The 16269-nt window shown below is 71.5% G+C and carries 18 protein-coding genes and 1 other RNA gene; 6 read left to right on the top strand and 13 right to left on the bottom strand.

The features are described from left to right. Positions 1–70: 70 nt before the first annotated feature. A complete protein-coding gene (locus tag ACGFIE_RS12560; protein WP_393293934.1) occupies positions 71–661 on the bottom strand; it encodes a YqgE/AlgH family protein in 591 nt (196 codons plus the stop codon). 173 nt (positions 662–834) lie between these two features. Between ACGFIE_RS12560 and ACGFIE_RS12555 the strand changes: the two genes are divergently transcribed. Both ACGFIE_RS12555 and mdlC read left to right on the top strand, forming a co-directional pair. After that, complete coding sequence (locus ACGFIE_RS12555; protein WP_393293932.1) at positions 835–1635, top strand: S-methyl-5'-thioadenosine phosphorylase; 801 nt, start codon at positions 835–837, stop codon at positions 1633–1635. Between the two features lie 142 nt (positions 1636–1777). Further along, on the top strand, positions 1778–3373 hold the full coding sequence (gene mdlC / locus ACGFIE_RS12550; protein WP_393293930.1) for a benzoylformate decarboxylase: 1596 nt from the start codon (positions 1778–1780) through the stop codon (positions 3371–3373). Positions 3374–3392: 19 nt separating this feature from the next. On the opposite strand, the gene ACGFIE_RS12545 is transcribed toward mdlC, so the two are convergent. The 10 genes from ACGFIE_RS12545 to pruA form a co-directional block, all read right to left on the bottom strand. Continuing rightward, a complete protein-coding gene (locus ACGFIE_RS12545) occupies positions 3393–4340 on the bottom strand; it encodes a hypothetical protein (protein ID WP_393293928.1) in 948 nt (315 codons plus the stop codon). Between the two features lie 44 nt (positions 4341–4384). Then, on the bottom strand, positions 4385–4873 hold the full coding sequence (locus tag ACGFIE_RS12540) for a hypothetical protein (protein ID WP_393293926.1): 489 nt from the start codon (positions 4871–4873) through the stop codon (positions 4385–4387). 141 nt (positions 4874–5014) lie between these two features. After that, complete coding sequence (locus ACGFIE_RS12535; RefSeq protein WP_393293924.1) at positions 5015–5656, bottom strand: hypothetical protein; 642 nt, start codon at positions 5654–5656, stop codon at positions 5015–5017. A gap of 114 nt (positions 5657–5770) precedes the next feature. Further along, positions 5771–6146, bottom strand: a transfer-messenger RNA (tmRNA) gene (ssrA, locus tag ACGFIE_RS12530). 105 nt (positions 6147–6251) lie between these two features. Next, entirely contained in the window at positions 6252–6731 is a 480-nt protein-coding gene (smpB, locus tag ACGFIE_RS12525) for an SsrA-binding protein SmpB (protein WP_007455863.1), read from the bottom strand. Positions 6732–6882: 151 nt separating this feature from the next. Beyond that, entirely contained in the window at positions 6883–7758 is an 876-nt protein-coding gene (gene ftsX / locus ACGFIE_RS12520; RefSeq protein WP_393293922.1) for a permease-like cell division protein FtsX, read from the bottom strand. 67 nt (positions 7759–7825) lie between these two features. Continuing rightward, the gene (ftsE, locus tag ACGFIE_RS12515) at positions 7826–8506 is read right to left on the bottom strand and encodes a cell division ATP-binding protein FtsE (protein WP_007455859.1); all 681 of its coding nucleotides are present in this window, start codon (positions 8504–8506) and stop codon (positions 7826–7828) included. A 118-nt stretch (positions 8507–8624) separates the two neighbouring features. Beyond that, a complete protein-coding gene (gene prfB / locus ACGFIE_RS12510) occupies positions 8625–9746 on the bottom strand; it encodes a peptide chain release factor 2 (RefSeq protein WP_393293920.1) in 1122 nt (373 codons plus the stop codon). 64 nt (positions 9747–9810) lie between these two features. Beyond that, a complete protein-coding gene (locus ACGFIE_RS12505; protein ID WP_363678759.1) occupies positions 9811–10326 on the bottom strand; it encodes a PadR family transcriptional regulator in 516 nt (171 codons plus the stop codon). Between the two features lie 175 nt (positions 10327–10501). Beyond that, positions 10502–12130 (bottom strand): L-glutamate gamma-semialdehyde dehydrogenase, encoded by a 1629-nt coding sequence (pruA, locus tag ACGFIE_RS12500; protein WP_393293918.1) that lies wholly within the window; start codon positions 12128–12130, stop codon positions 10502–10504. A 447-nt stretch (positions 12131–12577) separates the two neighbouring features. Here pruA and ACGFIE_RS12495 point away from each other — a divergent pair, with 447 nt between their 5' ends. After that, the gene (locus tag ACGFIE_RS12495; RefSeq protein ID WP_393293916.1) at positions 12578–13714 is read left to right on the top strand and encodes a hypothetical protein; all 1137 of its coding nucleotides are present in this window, start codon (positions 12578–12580) and stop codon (positions 13712–13714) included. Between the two features lie 75 nt (positions 13715–13789). Here the strand turns inward: ACGFIE_RS12495 and ACGFIE_RS12490 are convergent, their stop codons facing one another. Next, positions 13790–13960: a hypothetical protein gene (locus ACGFIE_RS12490; RefSeq protein ID WP_393293914.1), complete on the bottom strand. Its 171-nt coding sequence runs from the start codon at positions 13958–13960 to the stop codon at positions 13790–13792. 7 nt (positions 13961–13967) lie between these two features. Further along, complete coding sequence (locus ACGFIE_RS12485; RefSeq protein ID WP_363678753.1) at positions 13968–14477, bottom strand: DUF6912 family protein; 510 nt, start codon at positions 14475–14477, stop codon at positions 13968–13970. Between the two features lie 218 nt (positions 14478–14695). Between ACGFIE_RS12485 and ACGFIE_RS12480 the strand changes: the two genes are divergently transcribed. Genes ACGFIE_RS12480 through ACGFIE_RS12470 form a run of 3 tightly spaced genes read left to right on the top strand, consistent with a single transcriptional unit; the run spans position 14696 to position 15723 of the window. Then, the gene (locus tag ACGFIE_RS12480; RefSeq protein ID WP_393293912.1) at positions 14696–14923 is read left to right on the top strand and encodes a helix-turn-helix transcriptional regulator; all 228 of its coding nucleotides are present in this window, start codon (positions 14696–14698) and stop codon (positions 14921–14923) included. Positions 14924–14980: 57 nt separating this feature from the next. Then, positions 14981–15142 carry a hypothetical protein gene (locus tag ACGFIE_RS12475; RefSeq protein WP_393293910.1) on the top strand — a complete coding sequence of 54 codons (162 nt, stop codon included), beginning with the start codon at positions 14981–14983 and terminating at the stop codon, positions 15140–15142. Further along, positions 15142–15723: an Rv3235 family protein gene (locus tag ACGFIE_RS12470; protein WP_393293908.1), complete on the top strand. Its 582-nt coding sequence runs from the start codon at positions 15142–15144 to the stop codon at positions 15721–15723. Before ACGFIE_RS12475 ends, ACGFIE_RS12470 begins: the two co-directional genes overlap by 1 nt. Positions 15724–16269 lie beyond the last annotated feature (546 nt).

Genomic DNA, 16269 nt, shown 5'->3' with positions numbered 1-16269 from the left:
GCCCGGGCACTGGGAAACTATACACAGACCGGCCCGCATGGTCATCTCGCGGGGTCCCCGCCCAGTCGGGTCAGTTGAGGGCCACGTCCGGCGGGAAGTGGGCGACGGCGGCCATCATGCCGCCCTGCCGGCGCAGCACCATCGGCCACAGGTCGTCCGGGCGGTCGACGAAGGCATCGCCGGGCAGGGCGTCCAGCAGAAACCAGGACCCGTCGGCGATCTCCTGCTCCAACTGCCCGCTGCCCCAGCCGGAGTAGCCGGCGAAGACCCGGATCCCGCCGACGCTCTCCCGCAGTTTCTCCGGGTCGACGGAGAGGTCGATCGTGCCGACCGCGCCGGAGACCTGGTGGAAGCCCTTGAGCCGGCGTAGCGGTTGCCGCATCCGGGCCAGGCAGATCGCCGAGTCGGGCTGCACCGGGCCACCCTCGAAGAGCACCGCCGGATGACGGGCCAGGTCGCTCCAGTCACCCAGCACCTCGGCGACCGGCACCTCGGTGGCCCGGTTCAGGACCACGCCGAGCGCGCCGCCCGGCTCGTGGGCGACAAGCAGCACCACCGTACGGTCGAAGTTCGGGTCCTTGAGCGCCGGAGTCGCGACCAGCAGCCGCCCGGTCATCGACTCCATCGCTCGTCCGCCGATCGCCTGGCCCTCTCCCTGCATCCCACCTACCCGTCAATCGTGAGCCCGCACCCTGGATCCGTCGTTCGTCGGATCCGCACGGTGCATCGGGATCAGCCGCGCTGTCAACGCCATGCCTGGCACCATAGCCTGCGTCCCCGGCGCTGGCTAAGGTCTGACCGGCGGGTGATCGGACAGTTGCGACGGAGGGCTCCATGGCACCGACGGCAGACCTCGCGGTGATCGGCGGCTCGGGCCTGTACGCCCTTCTCGACGGCACCCCTCATGAGCTGGGCACCCCTTACGGTCCACCGTCGGACGCGGTGACCATCGCGGAGGTGGCCGGGCGACGGGTCGCGTTCCTGCCCCGGCATGGTTCCGACCATCGATATCCGCCGCACCGGATCCCGTACCGGGCCAACATGTGGGCACTGCGGTCCCTCGGCGTACGCCAGGTGCTGGCGCCGTGCGCGGTCGGTGGCCTGCGCCCGGAGCTGGGGCCGGGCACGTTCGTGGTGCCCGATCAGCTCGTCGATCGGACCAGCGGGCGGACGCAGACCTACTACGACGAGGGCGCGGTGCACGTGCCGTTCGCCGACCCGTACTGCCCTCGGGGCCGACAGGCCCTGCTCGCCGCGGCGGCCTCGCGGGACGTCACGGCCGTGGACGGCGGGACCGTCGTGGTGGTCGAGGGGCCGCGCTTCTCCACCCGGGCGGAGTCCCGCTGGTTCGCGTCGATCGGCGGAACTGTCGTGAACATGACTGGCCATCCGGAGGCGGTGCTCGCCCGGGAGATGGCGCTCTGCTACTCGTCGATCGCGTTGATCACGGATCTGGACGCCGGGGTGCAGGCCGGCGAGTCGGTGACCCAGGACGAGGTGTTCCGGGTCTTCGCGGCCAACACCGAGCGCCTGCGGGACGTGCTGCTGGACGCGGTGGCCGCACTCCCGGCCGAGCAGGACTGCGCGTGCGGCCGGGCGTTGGACGGAATCACCCTGCCCTTCGAGCTGCCCTGACCTGGGCCGCACGCGATCCACCGGGCGGGTCGGCGCCTCGACGGCCGGGAAACGCCCGAAAGGTCTGTCACATCCCGATAGATTCGGCTGATCGGGAGGGCGACCACGGTCACCCCTGCCCGCGACACGGAGGCAGGTGACGATGACAACGGTCCGGGACGCGACGTACGACGTGCTCCGCACCCTCGGCATGACCACCGTCTTCGGCAACCCCGGTTCCACCGAGGAACCGTTCCTGCGGGACTTCCCCACCGACTTCCAGTACGTCCACGCGCTGCACGAGGCCACGGCGGTGGCGATGGCCGACGGGTACGCCCAGGCGGCCGGCAGGCCCGCGCACGTCAACCTGCACACCGCCCCGGGAATGGGCAACGGCATGGGCAACCTGGTCACCGCCTGGCACAACAAGACGCCCCTGATCGTCACCGCCGGCCAGCAGACCCGGGAGATGCTGCTACTGGAGCCCCGACTGACCAGCCGTCGGGCCGTGGAGCTGCCCGAGCCGTACGTCAAGTGGAGTTACGAGCCGGTCCGCGCGCAGGACATTCCGGCGGCGCTGCTGCGGGCGTACGCGACCGCCGTGCAGCCGCCCGTCGGGCCGGTCTTCCTCTCCCTGCCGATGGACGACTGGGCCCGGCCCGCCGAGGCGCCGCCCGCGCCGCGTTCGGTGGCGACCCGCTTCGGCCCGGATCCGCAGCGGTTGGAGATGTTCGCACGGGTACTGGCCGACAGCCGCGACCCGGTGCTGGTGTTCGGGCCCGGCGTGGACCGTTCCGGCAGTTGGCCGGCGGCCGTCGCGTTGGCCGAGCGGCTGGGCGCACCGGTCTGGTCGGCCCCGGCACCGGAACGGGCCGTGTTCCCGGAGGATCACCCGCAGTTCCGCGGGGTCCTGCCGTTCGCCATCGGGCCGCTGGCCGAGGCGCTGCGCGGCCACGACACCGTCCTGGTCGTCGGCGCCCCGGTGTTCCGGTACTACCCGCACGTGCCGGGCAACCACCTGCCCGAGGGCGCCCGTCTGCTGCACGTCACGGACGACCCGGACGAGGCAGCCCGCGCGCCCGTCGGGGACAGCCTGCTCGGCGACCCCGGGCTGACGCTCGCCGCGCTGCTCGACCTCGTTCCGGCCGCCGACCGACAGCCGCCGGCGCCCCGGGCCGTTCCGCCGCCGCCGGAGGTCACCGTCCCGCTGAGCGCCGACGCGATGTTCGCCGCCCTGGCCGCACACTGGCCGGCCGACGGCGTGCTGGTCCAGGAGTCACCGTCCAACCTGTCCGCGCTGCGCCGCCACCTGCGCATCAACCGACCGGCGTCGTACTTCACGATGGCCAGCGGCGGCCTCGGCTACGGCCTGCCGGCCGCGGTCGGGGTGGCGCTGGCCGAGCGGGACACCGGACGTGGGCGGCCGGTGGTGGCGGTGATCGGCGACGGCTCGTTCCACTACTCCGTGCAGGCGCTGTGGACGGCCGCGCGCCTGGCGCTGCCCGTGGTGGTCGTCGTCCCGGTCAATCAGCAGTACGCGATCCTCAAGGCGTTCGCCGAGCTGAAGGACACTCCGGGGGTGCCGGGGCTGGATCTGCCGGGGCTGGACATCACCGCGATCGCGGCCGGCTACGGCTGCGCCACCGAGGTGGTGCAGACCCCCGACGAGCTCGGTGCCGCCCTCGCCGCCGGCCTGCGCGCCAAGGGACCCACGGTGCTGCCGGTGCCGATCAGCACCGACGTGCCCACGATTCTCTGAACTCGCGGGCCTGGTCGGGTCAGCGCGGGGCGAACGACAGCGGAGCGCCGCTGGCCACGTTCAGCACCGCCCGTGCCCCCAGCGGGGCGGCCAGGGTGATGGTGACCGGCTCCAGTTTGAGCTGGTCGGTGCACACTCCGGTCGAGCGGGTGACCCGCCCGCCGACCACCACCACGTCGGGCAGTTCCCGCACCAGCGGGGTGATCCCGGTGTCGCAGGCACCGACGCCGAGTCGGAAGGTCAGTCGCGCGCCGTCCACCGCCGTCAGGTCCTGGGCCGCCACCAGACCCTCCGGCAGCGGCTGGGTGGGCGTGGACGCCGAGGGAACCGGCGTGACGGCCGTCGGCGCGACGGCGAGCTGGGCCACCGGAACGGCCAACTCCTCCACCGTGAACAACCAGGCCGGGACCTGCGCCTCACCTCGGCTCGTGCGGACCGGCACGGATCCGAGGGTCACCCCCGTGACGGTAAGCGGGAGGCAGGCCGTCTCCGTCGTGCTGGTGGCCCAGCCGTCCGGCCCCGGCTCGACTGTGGGGCCGCCGGGAGTCGGTCGCCCGGGCCGCTTCGGCCGCCCCGGGCAGGGCAGCGGGTCACCCCGGTCGAGCTGCCGGTACGCCTCGGCCGCGCTGACCAGTGGCAGGGTCAACCGGCCGTCCGGGAACCGGATCTCGGCGCCGACGCGGGTGGGCGGGATGGCGACCTGGGCGCGGTACCAGCCGGACCGGAAGGCGGTCTCGGTGTCGGGCGTGAAGCGCGGATCGCCGGTGACGACCGTGGGCCCCTGCAGGGGGACGTACCCGTCACGCCAGCCGGGACCGGGCCGCCACGCCGCGGCGACCGCGGCGGCCCGCTTGTCGAAAGCGCTGTGCGTCGTCGTGGTGGGCGGGGCGGCGGGCTCCGCGCCGGTCGCGGCGCAGCCCACCATGGACAGCAGCGGCAGTACGAGCAACAGGACTCCTCGACGCATGCCAGGTTCGACGGGTCCGCCGACCGAGGGGTTCCCGCCCCGGCTCAGGTCTCGCCGCCCAGATCCGTCTGGTACGCCTGCCAGAGCAGATCGGCGCCCCGCCGCCGATGCCGGGCCAGCGTCCGCAGCAGGTGCCCCGCCCGGCGGCGCAGTTCGTCGGGGCTGGCCTCGGACCGCTCCGCGAGCCGCTGCATGGTCAGGACCGCCGCGACGATCGGGGCGTGCTCCCGCGTCAACAGCCGGATCCCGTGGTCGAGGCGGGGCGAGTGGGTGAGCAGCTCCCGATAGAGGCCGGCCGGCCCCTCGGTGGCCCGCACGTGCTCGGCGAAGCCCTGCCCGACCGGGTGCAGGCGGAGCAGCACGGTCTCACGCCAGCGCGGCTCGCTCGTCGCGAGGGCGACGGCCCGGGCCAGGGCGTGCAGGTCGCCGGCGAGACCGGCGGGACGCGGCTCACCGGGGAGCCCGACCACACGCGTGCGGGTGGTGGACGACCGGGCGGTGGCTGACGGCTGCTGGGCTCCACCGGTGACCATGGCACCTCCCGCATGGCTCTGCTATCCCATACCGTGATGGTGAACCCGCCCGTTCCCCCTGTCCAGGGGCGTTTCCTGCTCATCTGTCCCAGCGGTCACAGCGGTTCACTCCCGCCTCAACCGCCGCCGTCTGCGGGCCGCTCAGGCGTCCGCCAGGCGGCGCAGATCGGCGGCGACGGCGCGAGCCTCGTCACTGGGCGCAGCGCCGGGTCGACCCGCCGCGAACGCGTCGGCGAGCGCGCGCAGCTCGGACGGCGGCAGGAGGGGCAGACCCATCCCCCGCAGCGGAATGGTGATCCGTTGCCCGCCGGCCCGATCGGTGACCACGACGGCCGGCGACCGACCCGCACGGGCCGGCGAGTCGCCGTGGGGCCGGGAGTCGATGGACGCGGTGGCGAGATCGACGGTACGACTGCCCAGGGCGCCCCGCACCCGCACCCGGCTGCCCTCCAGCCACGCGGCCGTCCGGAGCACGCGCAGCACCAGATAGACGCCGAGTAGGACGAACGGCAGCCCGCACAGCCCGAGGGCCGGTCCAGATCCGGCCGAGCCGCCGGACTCCCGCAGCGCGGGCGGCAGCATTCCCGGCGGCAGGTCGCGGGCCTCCTCATAGGAGGCGAACCCGTCCCCCCGGCCGGTGAGGCGGCGCAGCAGCCCGCCGGCGAGCAGGGGGACGAGAACGAATGCCGCACCGAAAGCCGCCACGAGGACTCCCGTCACCACCGCGACCGTGCGCTGGCCGGCCGACGCGCCGACCGACAGGCGTAGCTGCTGGTTCGTCACAGCCGCAGCGTAGGCGTCGGCGACCCGCCCGCAACCCCCGGCGTCGGTGGCGGTTCATCTCTCCCGGAAACGACGATGCGCCCCGGCCGTTGGCCGGGGCGCATCGCTTCGAGGTGGTGGAGGTGCCGGGAATCGAACCCGGGTCCTTCGCCGGTTTGTCAGGGCTTCTCCGAGCGCAGCTCGCTGTGCCTCTACTCGGCCCCACCGCTCACGCGAGCAAGTTGGTGTGACGGGCCCAGTCGCTGATTGATCTCGCCGCACGGACCCCGCGACCGGGTCCGATTGGCCAGCCTTCTAGCTGATGCCGGCTACTGGGACGAAGGCGTTCCCAGGCCGACAGACTTAGCTACTCGCCTCAGGCGGCGAGAGCGAAGTCAGCGCGTTGGTTCTTGGCGCTTATAAGTTTCCGACGACCGATTCTCGAGACGACGTCGGCTTCCTCGGCTCGCTTCCCCTGTCGCTGCGTACGAAGTCGAAACCAGTCACCCCCTCGACAGGCCACCGATGTGGTGGCACTGACAAGACTAACGCCTGCCGCAACGGCTTTCATCCCGAGCCCCGGGGCCGGCGTGCCGACCCGGACAAACAGGATGGATCAGTCGTCCATGCCCTTGCCACGTCGACCGGACACCCGGGCGATCTCCCGGTCCGCGTCGCGCTTGGCGAGGTCCTGACGCTTGTCGTACGACTTCTTGCCCTTGGCCAGCGCGATCTCGACCTTGGCCCAGCCGTCGGAGAAGTAGACCTGCAACGGGACGATCGTCAGACCGCCCTCGCGGGTCTTGCCGAGAAGCTTGTCGAGCTCGCCCCGGTTGAGCAGTAGCTTGCGCGTACGCCGGGGCTCGTGGTTGGTCCAGGTGCCCTGGGTGTACTCCGGGATGTGCATGGAGTGCAGGAACAACTCGTTGTCGCGCTCCTGGGCGAACGCGTCGACAAGCGACGCGCGCCCGGCCCGCAGCGACTTGACCTCGGTGCCGGTCAGCGCCATGCCCGCCTCGTACGTGTCGAGGATCGCGTAGTCGTGGCGGGCCTTCTTGTTGGAGGCGACCACCTTGCGCCCCTTTTCCCGTGGCATCGGCGCCACCCCCTCTCCAGAAGTCGTCCGTCGCCGGGCTCACCCCGGCCGGACAACCGATCATGCTACCCGAATGAGAAGGACCCTCCCGCGCCGTTTATTCCGGCCGCGGGAGGGTCCCGAAGTTGCGACGGGACGACCCGTACGCTGCCTAGACCCGCAGGTAGAAGCGCAGGGTGATCCAGGCGGTGCCGGCGCTGACCAGGCCACCGACGCCGGCCATCAGCGGGAAGATGAACAGGATGTCACCCCAGCTGATCGGCGACAGCAGGCCCTGCAACGCCTTGAGCGATCCGTCGAAGAGCAGATACTTCGCCGCTACCAGGGCCACCAGGCCGAGCAGTGAGCCGATCAGGCCGGCCACCACCGCCTCCAGCACGAACGGCGCCTGGATGAACCAGTTGGACGCGCCGACCAGCTTCATGACCGCCACCTCACGCCGCTTGCTGTACGCGGCAACCTGGATGGTGTTGGCCACCAGGAGCAGTGCGGCGATGGCCATCACGATCGCGGCGGCCAGGGCGATGTTCTGGATCGCGGTGAGGACGTCGAAGATCTTGTCGAGCAGTCGACTCTGGTCGACGATCTCGTCGACACCCTCGGTGTCCTTGTACTGGTCGTAGATGTTCTTGTACTGCTCCGGGTTGTTCAGCTTGAGCCGGAACGACTCGGGCAGCTGGTCCGGCTTGACGGCGTTGACCAGGTCCGGCGCGTCCTGGTACATCTCCTGGAACTTCTTGTACGCCTCGTCCTTGTTGACGTAGATGACTTCCTTGACCAGGGGGTTGCTCTTGAGCTTGGCGTCCAGGTCGGTGCGCTGCTGCTCGCTCACCTCCTGGCTCAGGAAGATCGAGACCTCGATGTTCTTGTAGTAGAGGTCCTTCATGTCGTCAACCTGGCGGTACATGAGACCGCTGGCGCCGAGCATGGTCAGCGAGACCGCCATCGTGATGATCATCGCGATGGTCATGGTCACGTTGCGCCACAGTCCGACCAGTACCTCGGACAGGACGTATTTCACGCGCATCGGGATTTCCTCCGGGTCTCCGGCATGAAGTGTTCGTCGTCAGGCTGCGCAGGGGTGGAGCGCCGGCTCACCCGTAGACGCCGCGGGCCTGGTCACGCACGATGCGGCCGCTCTCGATCTCGATGACCCGGCGGCGCATCTGGTTCACGATGTTGGAGTCGTGGGTGACCATCACGACGGTCGTGCCGGTGCGGTTGATCCGGTCCAGCAGGCGCATGATCTCGATCGAGGTGTCCGGGTCCAGGTTTCCGGTGGGCTCGTCCGCCAGCAGGATCAGCGGCCGGTTCACGAACGCCCGGGCGACGGCGACCCGCTGCTGCTCACCACCGGAGAGCTCGTGCGGGTAGCGGTGCTCCTTGCCACCGAGCCCGACCAGCTCCAGCACCTCCGGCACGACCCGGCGGGCAACCGCCTTGGTCTTGCCGATCACCTCGAGGGCGAACGCCACGTTCTCGTACGCGGTGCGGTTCGGCAGCAGCCGGAAGTCCTGGAAGACGCAGCCGATCGAACGCCGGAAGTGGGGTCGCTTCCAGGAGCGCATCGACGTGACGTCCTTGCTGTTGACGATGACCCGCCCCTTGTTGGGGGTGACCTCGTGCAGCAGCATCTTGATGATTGTGGACTTGCCGGAGCCGGATGGACCGATGAAGAAGACGAACTCGCCCTTCTCGATCGAGACGGACACGTTGTCGAGCGAAGGCCGGGACGCCTTCGGGTACGTCTTCGTCACTTGCTCAAGCTGAATCACGGGTCGTGAGTCTACGCGGTGTAACAACTGAGCCAAGCCCCACGCCCCGCGGAAGAGGCGCGCGTCGTCGAATCAGGCCCTCACCTGGAGATCGACGACGCGCTCCGCCCGCGAGCCGTCACGCACCGTCGCCGGCGAGCTGCCGCTGCTTACGCCAACGGATGCCAGCCTCGATGAAACCGTCCAACTCGCCGTCGAAGACCGCGCTCGGATTGCCGGTCTCCTGCTCGGTTCGGAGATCCTTCACCATCTGATACGGGTGCAGGACGTAGGAGCGCATCTGGTCGCCCCACGAACCGGCCGCGTTCTCCTTCAGGCCCTCCAGCTTGGCCTGCTCCTCCTGGCGCTTGCGCTCCAGCAGCCGGGCCTGGAGCACCCGCAGCGCGGAGGCCTTGTTCTGCAGCTGGGACTTCTCGTTCTGGCAGGTCACCACGATGCCGGTCGGGATGTGGGTGAGCCGGACCGCCGAGTCGGTGGTGTTGACGCTCTGCCCACCCGGCCCGGAGGAGCGGTAGACGTCGACGCGTACCTCGTTCTCCGGGATGTCGATGTGGTCGGTCTGCTCGGTCACCGGCAGCACCTCCACGCCCGCGAAGCTGGTCTGCCGGCGGCCCTGGTTGTCGAACGGGCTGATCCGGACCAGCCGGTGGGTGCCCGACTCGACACTGAGCGTGCCGTACGCGTAGGGCACCTTCACCGCGAAGGTGGCCGACTTCAGGCCCGCCTCCTCGGCGTACGAGGTCTCGTAGACCTCGGTCGGGTAGCCGTGCCGTTCGGCCCAGCGCAGGTACATGCGCAGCAGCATCTCGGCGAAGTCCGCCGCGTCCACGCCACCGGCGCCGGCCCGGATGGCGACCAGCGCCTCCCGGGAGTCGTACTCGCCGGAGAGCAGGGTGCGGACCTCCATCTCCTGGATGGACTTGGTCAGGCTGGTGATCTCCGTCTCGACCTCGGTCAGCACACCCGGGTCGGCCTCGGCCTCGGCCAGCTCCAGCAGCACCCGCGCGTCGTCGAGCTGGGAGCGCAGACTGCCCAGCTTGCTGATCTCGCCGTTCACGTACGACAGCTGCGAGGTCACCTGCTGCGCCTTGGCCTGGTCGTCCCACAGGTCGGGGGCGGACGCCTCCTGCTCCAGGCGGGCCTTGTCCTCGTGGAGTCGGTCGAGGTTGAGGACGGCCTCGATGTTTCGCAGGGTCGCGTCGAGTTCCTTGAGCTGTTCGGCGTAATCGGCAGCGGTCACGACAGATAAGCGTACTGTGCGGCAGGCTGCTCAGCTCGCTGCCGGTGGGCGAACCCGCCCGGCGTCACCCGACGGGGGCGGACTTCAGCCAGGACAGGGCCGCCCGGTGGTAGGCGACCGCGAACTCCAGCGCGCTGGCGTCGTACGTCTCGCCGTCCCGTTTGGCGTTCTTGACCTGTTCGCGTACCTGAGCGAGGGCCTCGGTGTGGTATTCGTTGGCCGAGGCGTACAGGCTCTTGAGCTGGCTGGACGAGTGCAGGTTGCCGAAGGCCATCCGGAGCGCGATCGGGTTGCGGATGGTGTCCCGCCCCGGGTTCTCCGCCAACCAGCGGGAAAATGTCCGTTTCCCGCTGGCGGTGAGCGCGTACGGCTGGCTCATGCGGGGGCCCGGCTTGCCGAGCCGCACGTAACCCCGCTCGGCCAGCACCGGCAACTCGCGGTAGACCTGACTGCGGGTCATCGACCAGTACGGCGCCAGACGGCGCTCAGCGGCGGCCATCAACTGACCGCCTGTCATCGGGCCCTCGTGGAGGAGCCCGAGAAGGGCCGCCGCCGTAGGGTTGACTCCGGAATCCGCCATGCCCGTTACGCTGCCACTTTGCGCTGCCGGCGTCCAGGATTTGGCAGTTTGCCACCCGACAGGACTTCCTAAGTGCACTGTCGGCGACAGACTGTCCGTTGAGGACTATCGATGGATTGCGGCCCTTGGCCGACCGCCGGCGGCGCGGAACACGCCGCCGGCGGGTCGCCGCAGGTCAGCCCATGTGAGGGTACGTGTGGTCGGTCGGCGGCACGAAGGTCTCCTTGATCGTCCGCGGCGACACCCAGCGGACCAGGTTGAGCCAGGAGCCCGCCTTGTCGTTGGTGCCGCTGGCCCGGGCACCACCGAACGGCTGCTGCCCGACCACCGCGCCGGTCGGCTTGTCGTTGATGTAGAAGTTGCCTGCCGCGTACCGCATGCGCTCGCCGACCGCGTCGACGACCCGGCGGTCGGTGGCGAACACCGACCCGGTCAGCGCGTACGGGGCGATCGACTCGGCCTGCGTGACCACCTCGTCGAAGCGCGCGTCGTCGAACACGTGCACGCCCAGGATCGGCCCGAAGTACTCGGTGGTGAAGGTCTCGTGGGCGGCGTCGCCGCACTCGAAGAGCGTCGGCCGGACGAAGTAGCCGACCGAGTCGTCGGCCGTGCCACCGGCGAGGACCCGGCAGCTGTCGTCACCGGCGATCAGCTCCAGCGCCGCGGTGTGCCTGGCGAACGCCTTGTCGTCGATCACCGCGCCACCGAAGTTGCCGAAGTCGGCCACGTCGCCGTAGGTGAGCGAGTCGGCGGTGGCGGCCAGGCGGTCGCGCAGGCCACCCTCCCAGAGCGAGCGCGGCACGTACGCCCGTGAGGCGGCCGAGCACTTCTGGCCCTGGTACTCGTACGCGCCGCGGATCAGCGCGGTGTGCAGGGCGTCCACGTCGGCGCTCGTGTGCGCGACCACGAAGTCCTTGCCGCCGGTCTCGCCGACCAGACGCGGGTAGCCCCGGTAGCGGGCGATGTTGTCACCGACGGTCCGCCACAACTGCTGAAAGACCTTTGTCGAGCCGGTGAAGTGGATGCCGGCCAGATCCGGGTCGGCGAGCACCACGTCGGAGACCTCCTCGCCCCGACCGGTGACCATGTTGATCACGCCGGGCGGCAGGCCGGCGGCCTCGAACAACCGCATGGTGAAGTGCGCGGCGAACTGCTGGGTGGGGCCCGGCTTCCAGATCACCGTGTTGCCGAGCAGCGCCGGCGCCGACGGCAGGTTGCCGGCGATGGCCGTGAAGTTGAACGGGGTGACCGCGTAGACGAAGCCCTCCAGCGGGCGGTGGTCGAAGCGGTTCCACACACCGGGCGAGGACGCCGGCTGCTCTTCCAGCAGGCGGCGGGCGAAGTGCACGTTGAACCGGAGGAAGTCGATGAACTCGCAGGCCGCGTCGATCTCCGCCTGGATGGCGGTCTTCGACTGGCCGAGCATCGTGGCGGCGTTGAGGGTGTCCCGCCAGGGGCCGGCGAGCAGCTCGGCTGCGCGCAGGAAGATCGCGGCGCGCTCCTCGAACGGCAGCGCCCGCCACATCGGAGCGGCGTCCTTGGCGGCCTTGATCGCGGCGCGGGCGTCGTCGTGGGTGGCGTGCGCGGTCACGCCGAGCACGTGGGCGTGCTTGTGCGGCTGCACCACGTTGATCGGGTCACCGGCCGCCATCCGCTGCTCGCCGCCGATGGTCATCGGCAGGTCGACGCGCTCGGCGGCCAGCTCGGTCAGCCGCCGCTGGAGCCGCTCCCGGTCTCCGCTGCCCGGCTCGTAGTTGCGAACCGGCTCGTTGCGCGGCTCGGGTACGGAGAACACGGCATCCATCAAGGCTCCTGGCGATCTCGACAGCGGTGGCGAAACCGGACCCGCGGGCACCGACCGGACGGCCGGACACCGGACGCCGCGCGGGAGGGCCGAGCAGCGGCGGGACCTCCCACGATTCTTTCATGCGGGGGTTCTCGGCTCGCCTCCACCACCTCCCGGCTGCTCAGGACCGGTTGCCCTTTCTCTCCTTACCGGCGCGTCGTGGTGGGGCTGGGGCGACCGTCCCCGGCTCCGGGCGGTCAGGCTTGATCCCTCCGCCGGGGACGCTCGCCCCAGCCCCGACGTTGGTCGCGGTCCGGGGTCCGTTGCGGCTCCGTCGGGGTCCGTTGCGGCTCCTTCGTGGGTACGACGTCGGCGCATACCCACGAGGTGCGGCTGGTTCGGTGGGGGTCGCGGTGGTCCGCGTACCCTGAATGGTCGGTGACCTGGCGCCTCGAAGGGGAGACGATGACCAAGCAGCCCGGCCGCGTCCCAGCCGCGGAGTCGGACCAGCCGGCGGTCGACGCGGCCATCACCAGCGGCCGGCCGGTGCCCGCGCCCGGTGCGGCCGTACTCGCGCTGCTGGCGCTCGGCTGGCTGGCCGCCATGTTGTGGTCGACCCGGGAGGCCATCACCTCGGCGGCGGCCGGCATCACCGCGATCAGCCTCTCCGCGTTCGCCCTGCCCGGTGTGATCTCGGCCGCGCTGGTGGCCGGGGCCGCCACCGCCCTGGCCGGCGGCAACCTGTTGACCAGGCGGTACGGCGACGGGGCGACCCTGCGCTTCGTCGGCGCGATCGGCGCGGGGATGGTGGTCGGGCTGGCCGCCGCGCTGGCGATCAACCTGACGTACTTCGACACCTCGACGACCAACGTGATCGCCGGCACCACCGCGGCCGCCGCGATCATCGGCGGTGCGATCGCCGGCGCGCGAACGGCCCCGGCGGTCGGCGCGGTGGTGACCGCCGCGCTGGGCGCGCTGGTCTTCGTGGTGGCGTTCAGTCGCGCCCGGGACCCGCTGTTCGACCTCTTCGGCGCGGGCGAAAGTCAGCAGTCGCTTGTCGACGCCGCCAAGTGGGTGTCGCGCACCGAGTCGCTCATCGGCGGGCTGCTGGCCGGGCTGCTCGCCTTCGGCTACCTCACCTGGGCGCGACGGCGGGCGCTGCGCCGGGATCCGCTGACGCCCACGCTGCGCTGGCCGGCCTACCTGCTCGCCGGCGCCGGGCCGGGGCTGCTCCTGCTGCTCGCCGAGGTGATCATCCGGATCGGCGGCCGGTCGCTGCTGGACCTGGCCAGCGCGCTGAGCGAAGCGGACGCTGTGGCCCAGACCTCGCTGGGCACCTCGCGGGTGGACAACGGCATCTGGATGCTCTTCGTGGGGGCGCTGACCGCGCTCATCGCGTTCGGTCGCACGCTCGGCCCCACGCACAGCGACGACGACCCCGCCGTGTCCGACGACCCCAGCGCCGCACCGTCAGCGACGGGGAACGCGACCGGGGCCGGGGCCGACACCGGCACGGGGGCCGGGGCCGGGGCGGACGAGCCGGAGACGACCGCTCGCGACACCGTCGATGTCGACCCGGCGCGAGCCGACCCGGCTCGCTGACCGCTACCGCCTTGCCCGACCACAGTCGGTCGCTGGGCCGCTAGCGGCCTGTCTGAGCGTCTCAGCACCGAGGGTCTAGGGGGCATTTCGCTCTGCCCGATCACCGTGGGGCTGTCTGCCCACGGCCGGCACGGCGGCCACGGCGGCGGCGGGCACGGCCGGCACGGCGGCCACGGCCGGCACGGCGGCCACGGCCGGCTCGGCGGCCACGGCGGGCTCGGCGGCCACGGCGGGCTCGGCGGCCACGGCGGGCTCAGTCGGTGGCGTGCAGCAGCAGGTCCAGCTCCGTCACGTCGTACCACTCCAGCTCGTGATCCTCGGCGCCGTCGACGGTGAACTGCGCGTCCGGATCGCCGGCAGCGGCCTCGGCCACCACCTCGGCGGCGGCGGCCACCTCCTCGACGGCGTCCGCGCCGTCCACGTGGATCGCCGCGACAGCGCCCACCGGCACGGTGTCCGCCAACGTCACCGTGCTGGAACCCAGCTCACCGTCGCCACGACCGAGCGCGCCGGACGGCAGGTCGACCGAGACGACCACGCGGCGGCGGGGCGCGGCCGGATCGGCCCTGAGCAGGTGCAGCGCGTCCTGGGCAGCCCGGGTGAACGCGACGTACTCCAACTCCTCCTCGTCACCCTCCGCGTACCACTCGCGCAACGCGGGCGTCACCGCGTGCGCCCGGTCGGCGGTCAACCCCTGCTCACGCAGGCGGGACAGCATGGGTACGGTCGCCGGTACGTACACCCGGACAAGCTCGTCGGTCACCGGTCGTCTCCCCGCTCGGTCCTGTGTCGGCGGCAGCCGGCACGGGCGCAGATCATGCCGCACGCCGTGACCGTCATACACCCCGCCTCCGGCCGGTGGAAGTTTCCCGCCGGTGTGTCCGGCCACCGGTTGGCTCACCGGCGAGCCGGGTGGATGCTGGGCGGTGCGCCCTGTCGATGGCAAACTGAGGCAAACGACGTCAACCCCTGGAGTTTCCGGTGGAGCCGAGGTTCCTGCTGCTCTCCGACGTGGCCGCCGAGCTGAACGTGTCGGACTCGCAGGTGTACCACATGGTCCGCAGCGGAGAGCTGCCGGCGATCAAGATCGGCGGACGCGGCCAGTGGCGGGTCGAGCGCGCCCGGCTGGAGGAGTACATCACGCAGAAGTACGCCGAAACCGCCGACTGGGTACGCGGTAACCCCCTGCTGGACCGCGACCCGGAGTAGGCCGGCACCAACCGGGCGCGCAGCCTCCGTGATCCACTCCGGTTCACAGGATTGGGGGTGTCCGACCCGCTGGGATACCGCGATGTCGGCGAACTCGAGTGGATCACGCTGGTGGGCGACGCGTTCGGCGTCGAGGGCATTGACCGAGGCCGTTGTGTCGCGCAGAATGAGTCAGTCGGAGGCAAACGAAAGCAAACGCAAGATCAAAGGGAGCAGTGATGAGCGAACGGCGACCCGGTCCCTTCCGGCCACCTGTGCGCCTGCGTCCCGTCCCGCCCATCGATCCGCCGTACCCCGACGAGACGTACTGGCCCGGGTCGACCCACGGGCAGCTCGCCCTCGACCTGTTCGCCTCGACACGGCCGGATCCGGTGCGGCCGGCGGAGCGTCGAACGACCCCACGCCGGACGCCCTCGCGGCCGGCCAGTCACCCGGGTGCGCCGCTGCCACCGGCGACCGCCCCGGAGGCGACCCGGGCCGCGCACCGCTTCGTCGGCACCTGCCTGGAAGTGGCGAACGGCTACCGCTCGCCGGCCCAGGTGCGCCCACTGCTCGACCCGGCCCGGTCCGTCGAACTGCTCACCGAGCTCGCCCGGGCGACCGGCCGGGCCGGTCCGGTCCGCCGTCGGGCGGCGCGGCCGGCTCTGCGGCTGCTTCGGCTGCGCGTCTGCGAGCCCGCGGACGCCGCGGTGGAGGCGGCCGCCGTGGTGAGCGGCAACGGTGGTCGAAGCTGGGCCATGGCGCTGCGCCTGGAGCACCGGCGGGGCCGCTGGCTGTGCACGGCCCTGCACGTGCTCTGACCACTCACGGGAGCCCGCTCGGACCGTCCTGCCGCTGGGCGTGGCCACGCGGCTGACGCGTGCCCAAGCGGTGACGCTCCAGGCCGGACACGCGCTCGCGATCCGCAGGCGCTCGCCGGAGCGTTGGCGCTCGGCGCAGAGTGCCCGTCGCGGCGTTGCCGCTCGCCGCAGCGCGCCCGTCGCGGCGTTGCCGCTCGCCGCAGCGCGCCCGTCGCGGCGTTGGCGCTCGCCGCAGCGCGCCCGTCGCAGCGCGGGCGCTCGCTGGAGCGCGGGCGCTCGCCGCAGAGCGGGCGCTCGCCGCAGCGCGGGTGCCCACCGCAGCGCGGGCGCCCACCGCAGCGCGGGCGCCCACCGCAGCGCGCCCGCCGGAGCGCGGACGCTCGCCGGGGCGCGCCCGCGGAGCTTGCCCACGTTGATCGACTCGGCTTTCAGGAAGACGCGGTATCAACCCGCCGCTGACCCCCCAACTTCCAAGAAACCGAGATGATCTTCGCCCGGCCAAGGGCGACCCGACCACCGGGCACCCGGCCCCCGGCCGCCAGGCCA

Source organism: Micromonospora sp. NPDC049275 (assembly GCF_043197115.1).
In the GTDB taxonomy this organism is placed as follows: Bacteria; Actinomycetota; Actinomycetes; order Mycobacteriales; family Micromonosporaceae; genus Micromonospora.
This window is presented reverse-complemented; position numbering and strand designations above follow the sequence as displayed.

Bases quoted from the DNA above. Each gene is read 5' to 3' on its own strand.
- ACGFIE_RS12560 (WP_393293934.1), bottom strand. From the start codon at position 661: ATGCAGGGAGAGGGCCAGGCGATCGGCGGACGAGCGATGGAGTCGATG.
- ACGFIE_RS12555 (WP_393293932.1), top strand. From the start codon at position 835: ATGGCACCGACGGCAGACCTCGCGGTGATCGGCGGCTCGGGCCTGTAC.
- mdlC (WP_393293930.1), top strand. From the start codon at position 1,778: ATGACAACGGTCCGGGACGCGACGTACGACGTGCTCCGCACCCTCGGC.
- ACGFIE_RS12545 (WP_393293928.1), bottom strand. From the start codon at position 4,340: ATGCGTCGAGGAGTCCTGTTGCTCGTACTGCCGCTGCTGTCCATGGTG.
- ACGFIE_RS12540 (WP_393293926.1), bottom strand. From the start codon at position 4,873: ATGGTCACCGGTGGAGCCCAGCAGCCGTCAGCCACCGCCCGGTCGTCC.
- smpB (WP_007455863.1), bottom strand. From the start codon at position 6,731: ATGCCACGGGAAAAGGGGCGCAAGGTGGTCGCCTCCAACAAGAAGGCC.
- ftsX (WP_393293922.1), bottom strand. From the start codon at position 7,758: ATGCGCGTGAAATACGTCCTGTCCGAGGTACTGGTCGGACTGTGGCGC.
- ACGFIE_RS12505 (WP_363678759.1), bottom strand. From the start codon at position 10,326: ATGGCGGATTCCGGAGTCAACCCTACGGCGGCGGCCCTTCTCGGGCTC.
- pruA (WP_393293918.1), bottom strand. From the start codon at position 12,130: ATGGATGCCGTGTTCTCCGTACCCGAGCCGCGCAACGAGCCGGTTCGC.
- ACGFIE_RS12495 (WP_393293916.1), top strand. From the start codon at position 12,578: ATGACCAAGCAGCCCGGCCGCGTCCCAGCCGCGGAGTCGGACCAGCCG.
- ACGFIE_RS12470 (WP_393293908.1), top strand. From the start codon at position 15,142: ATGAGCGAACGGCGACCCGGTCCCTTCCGGCCACCTGTGCGCCTGCGT.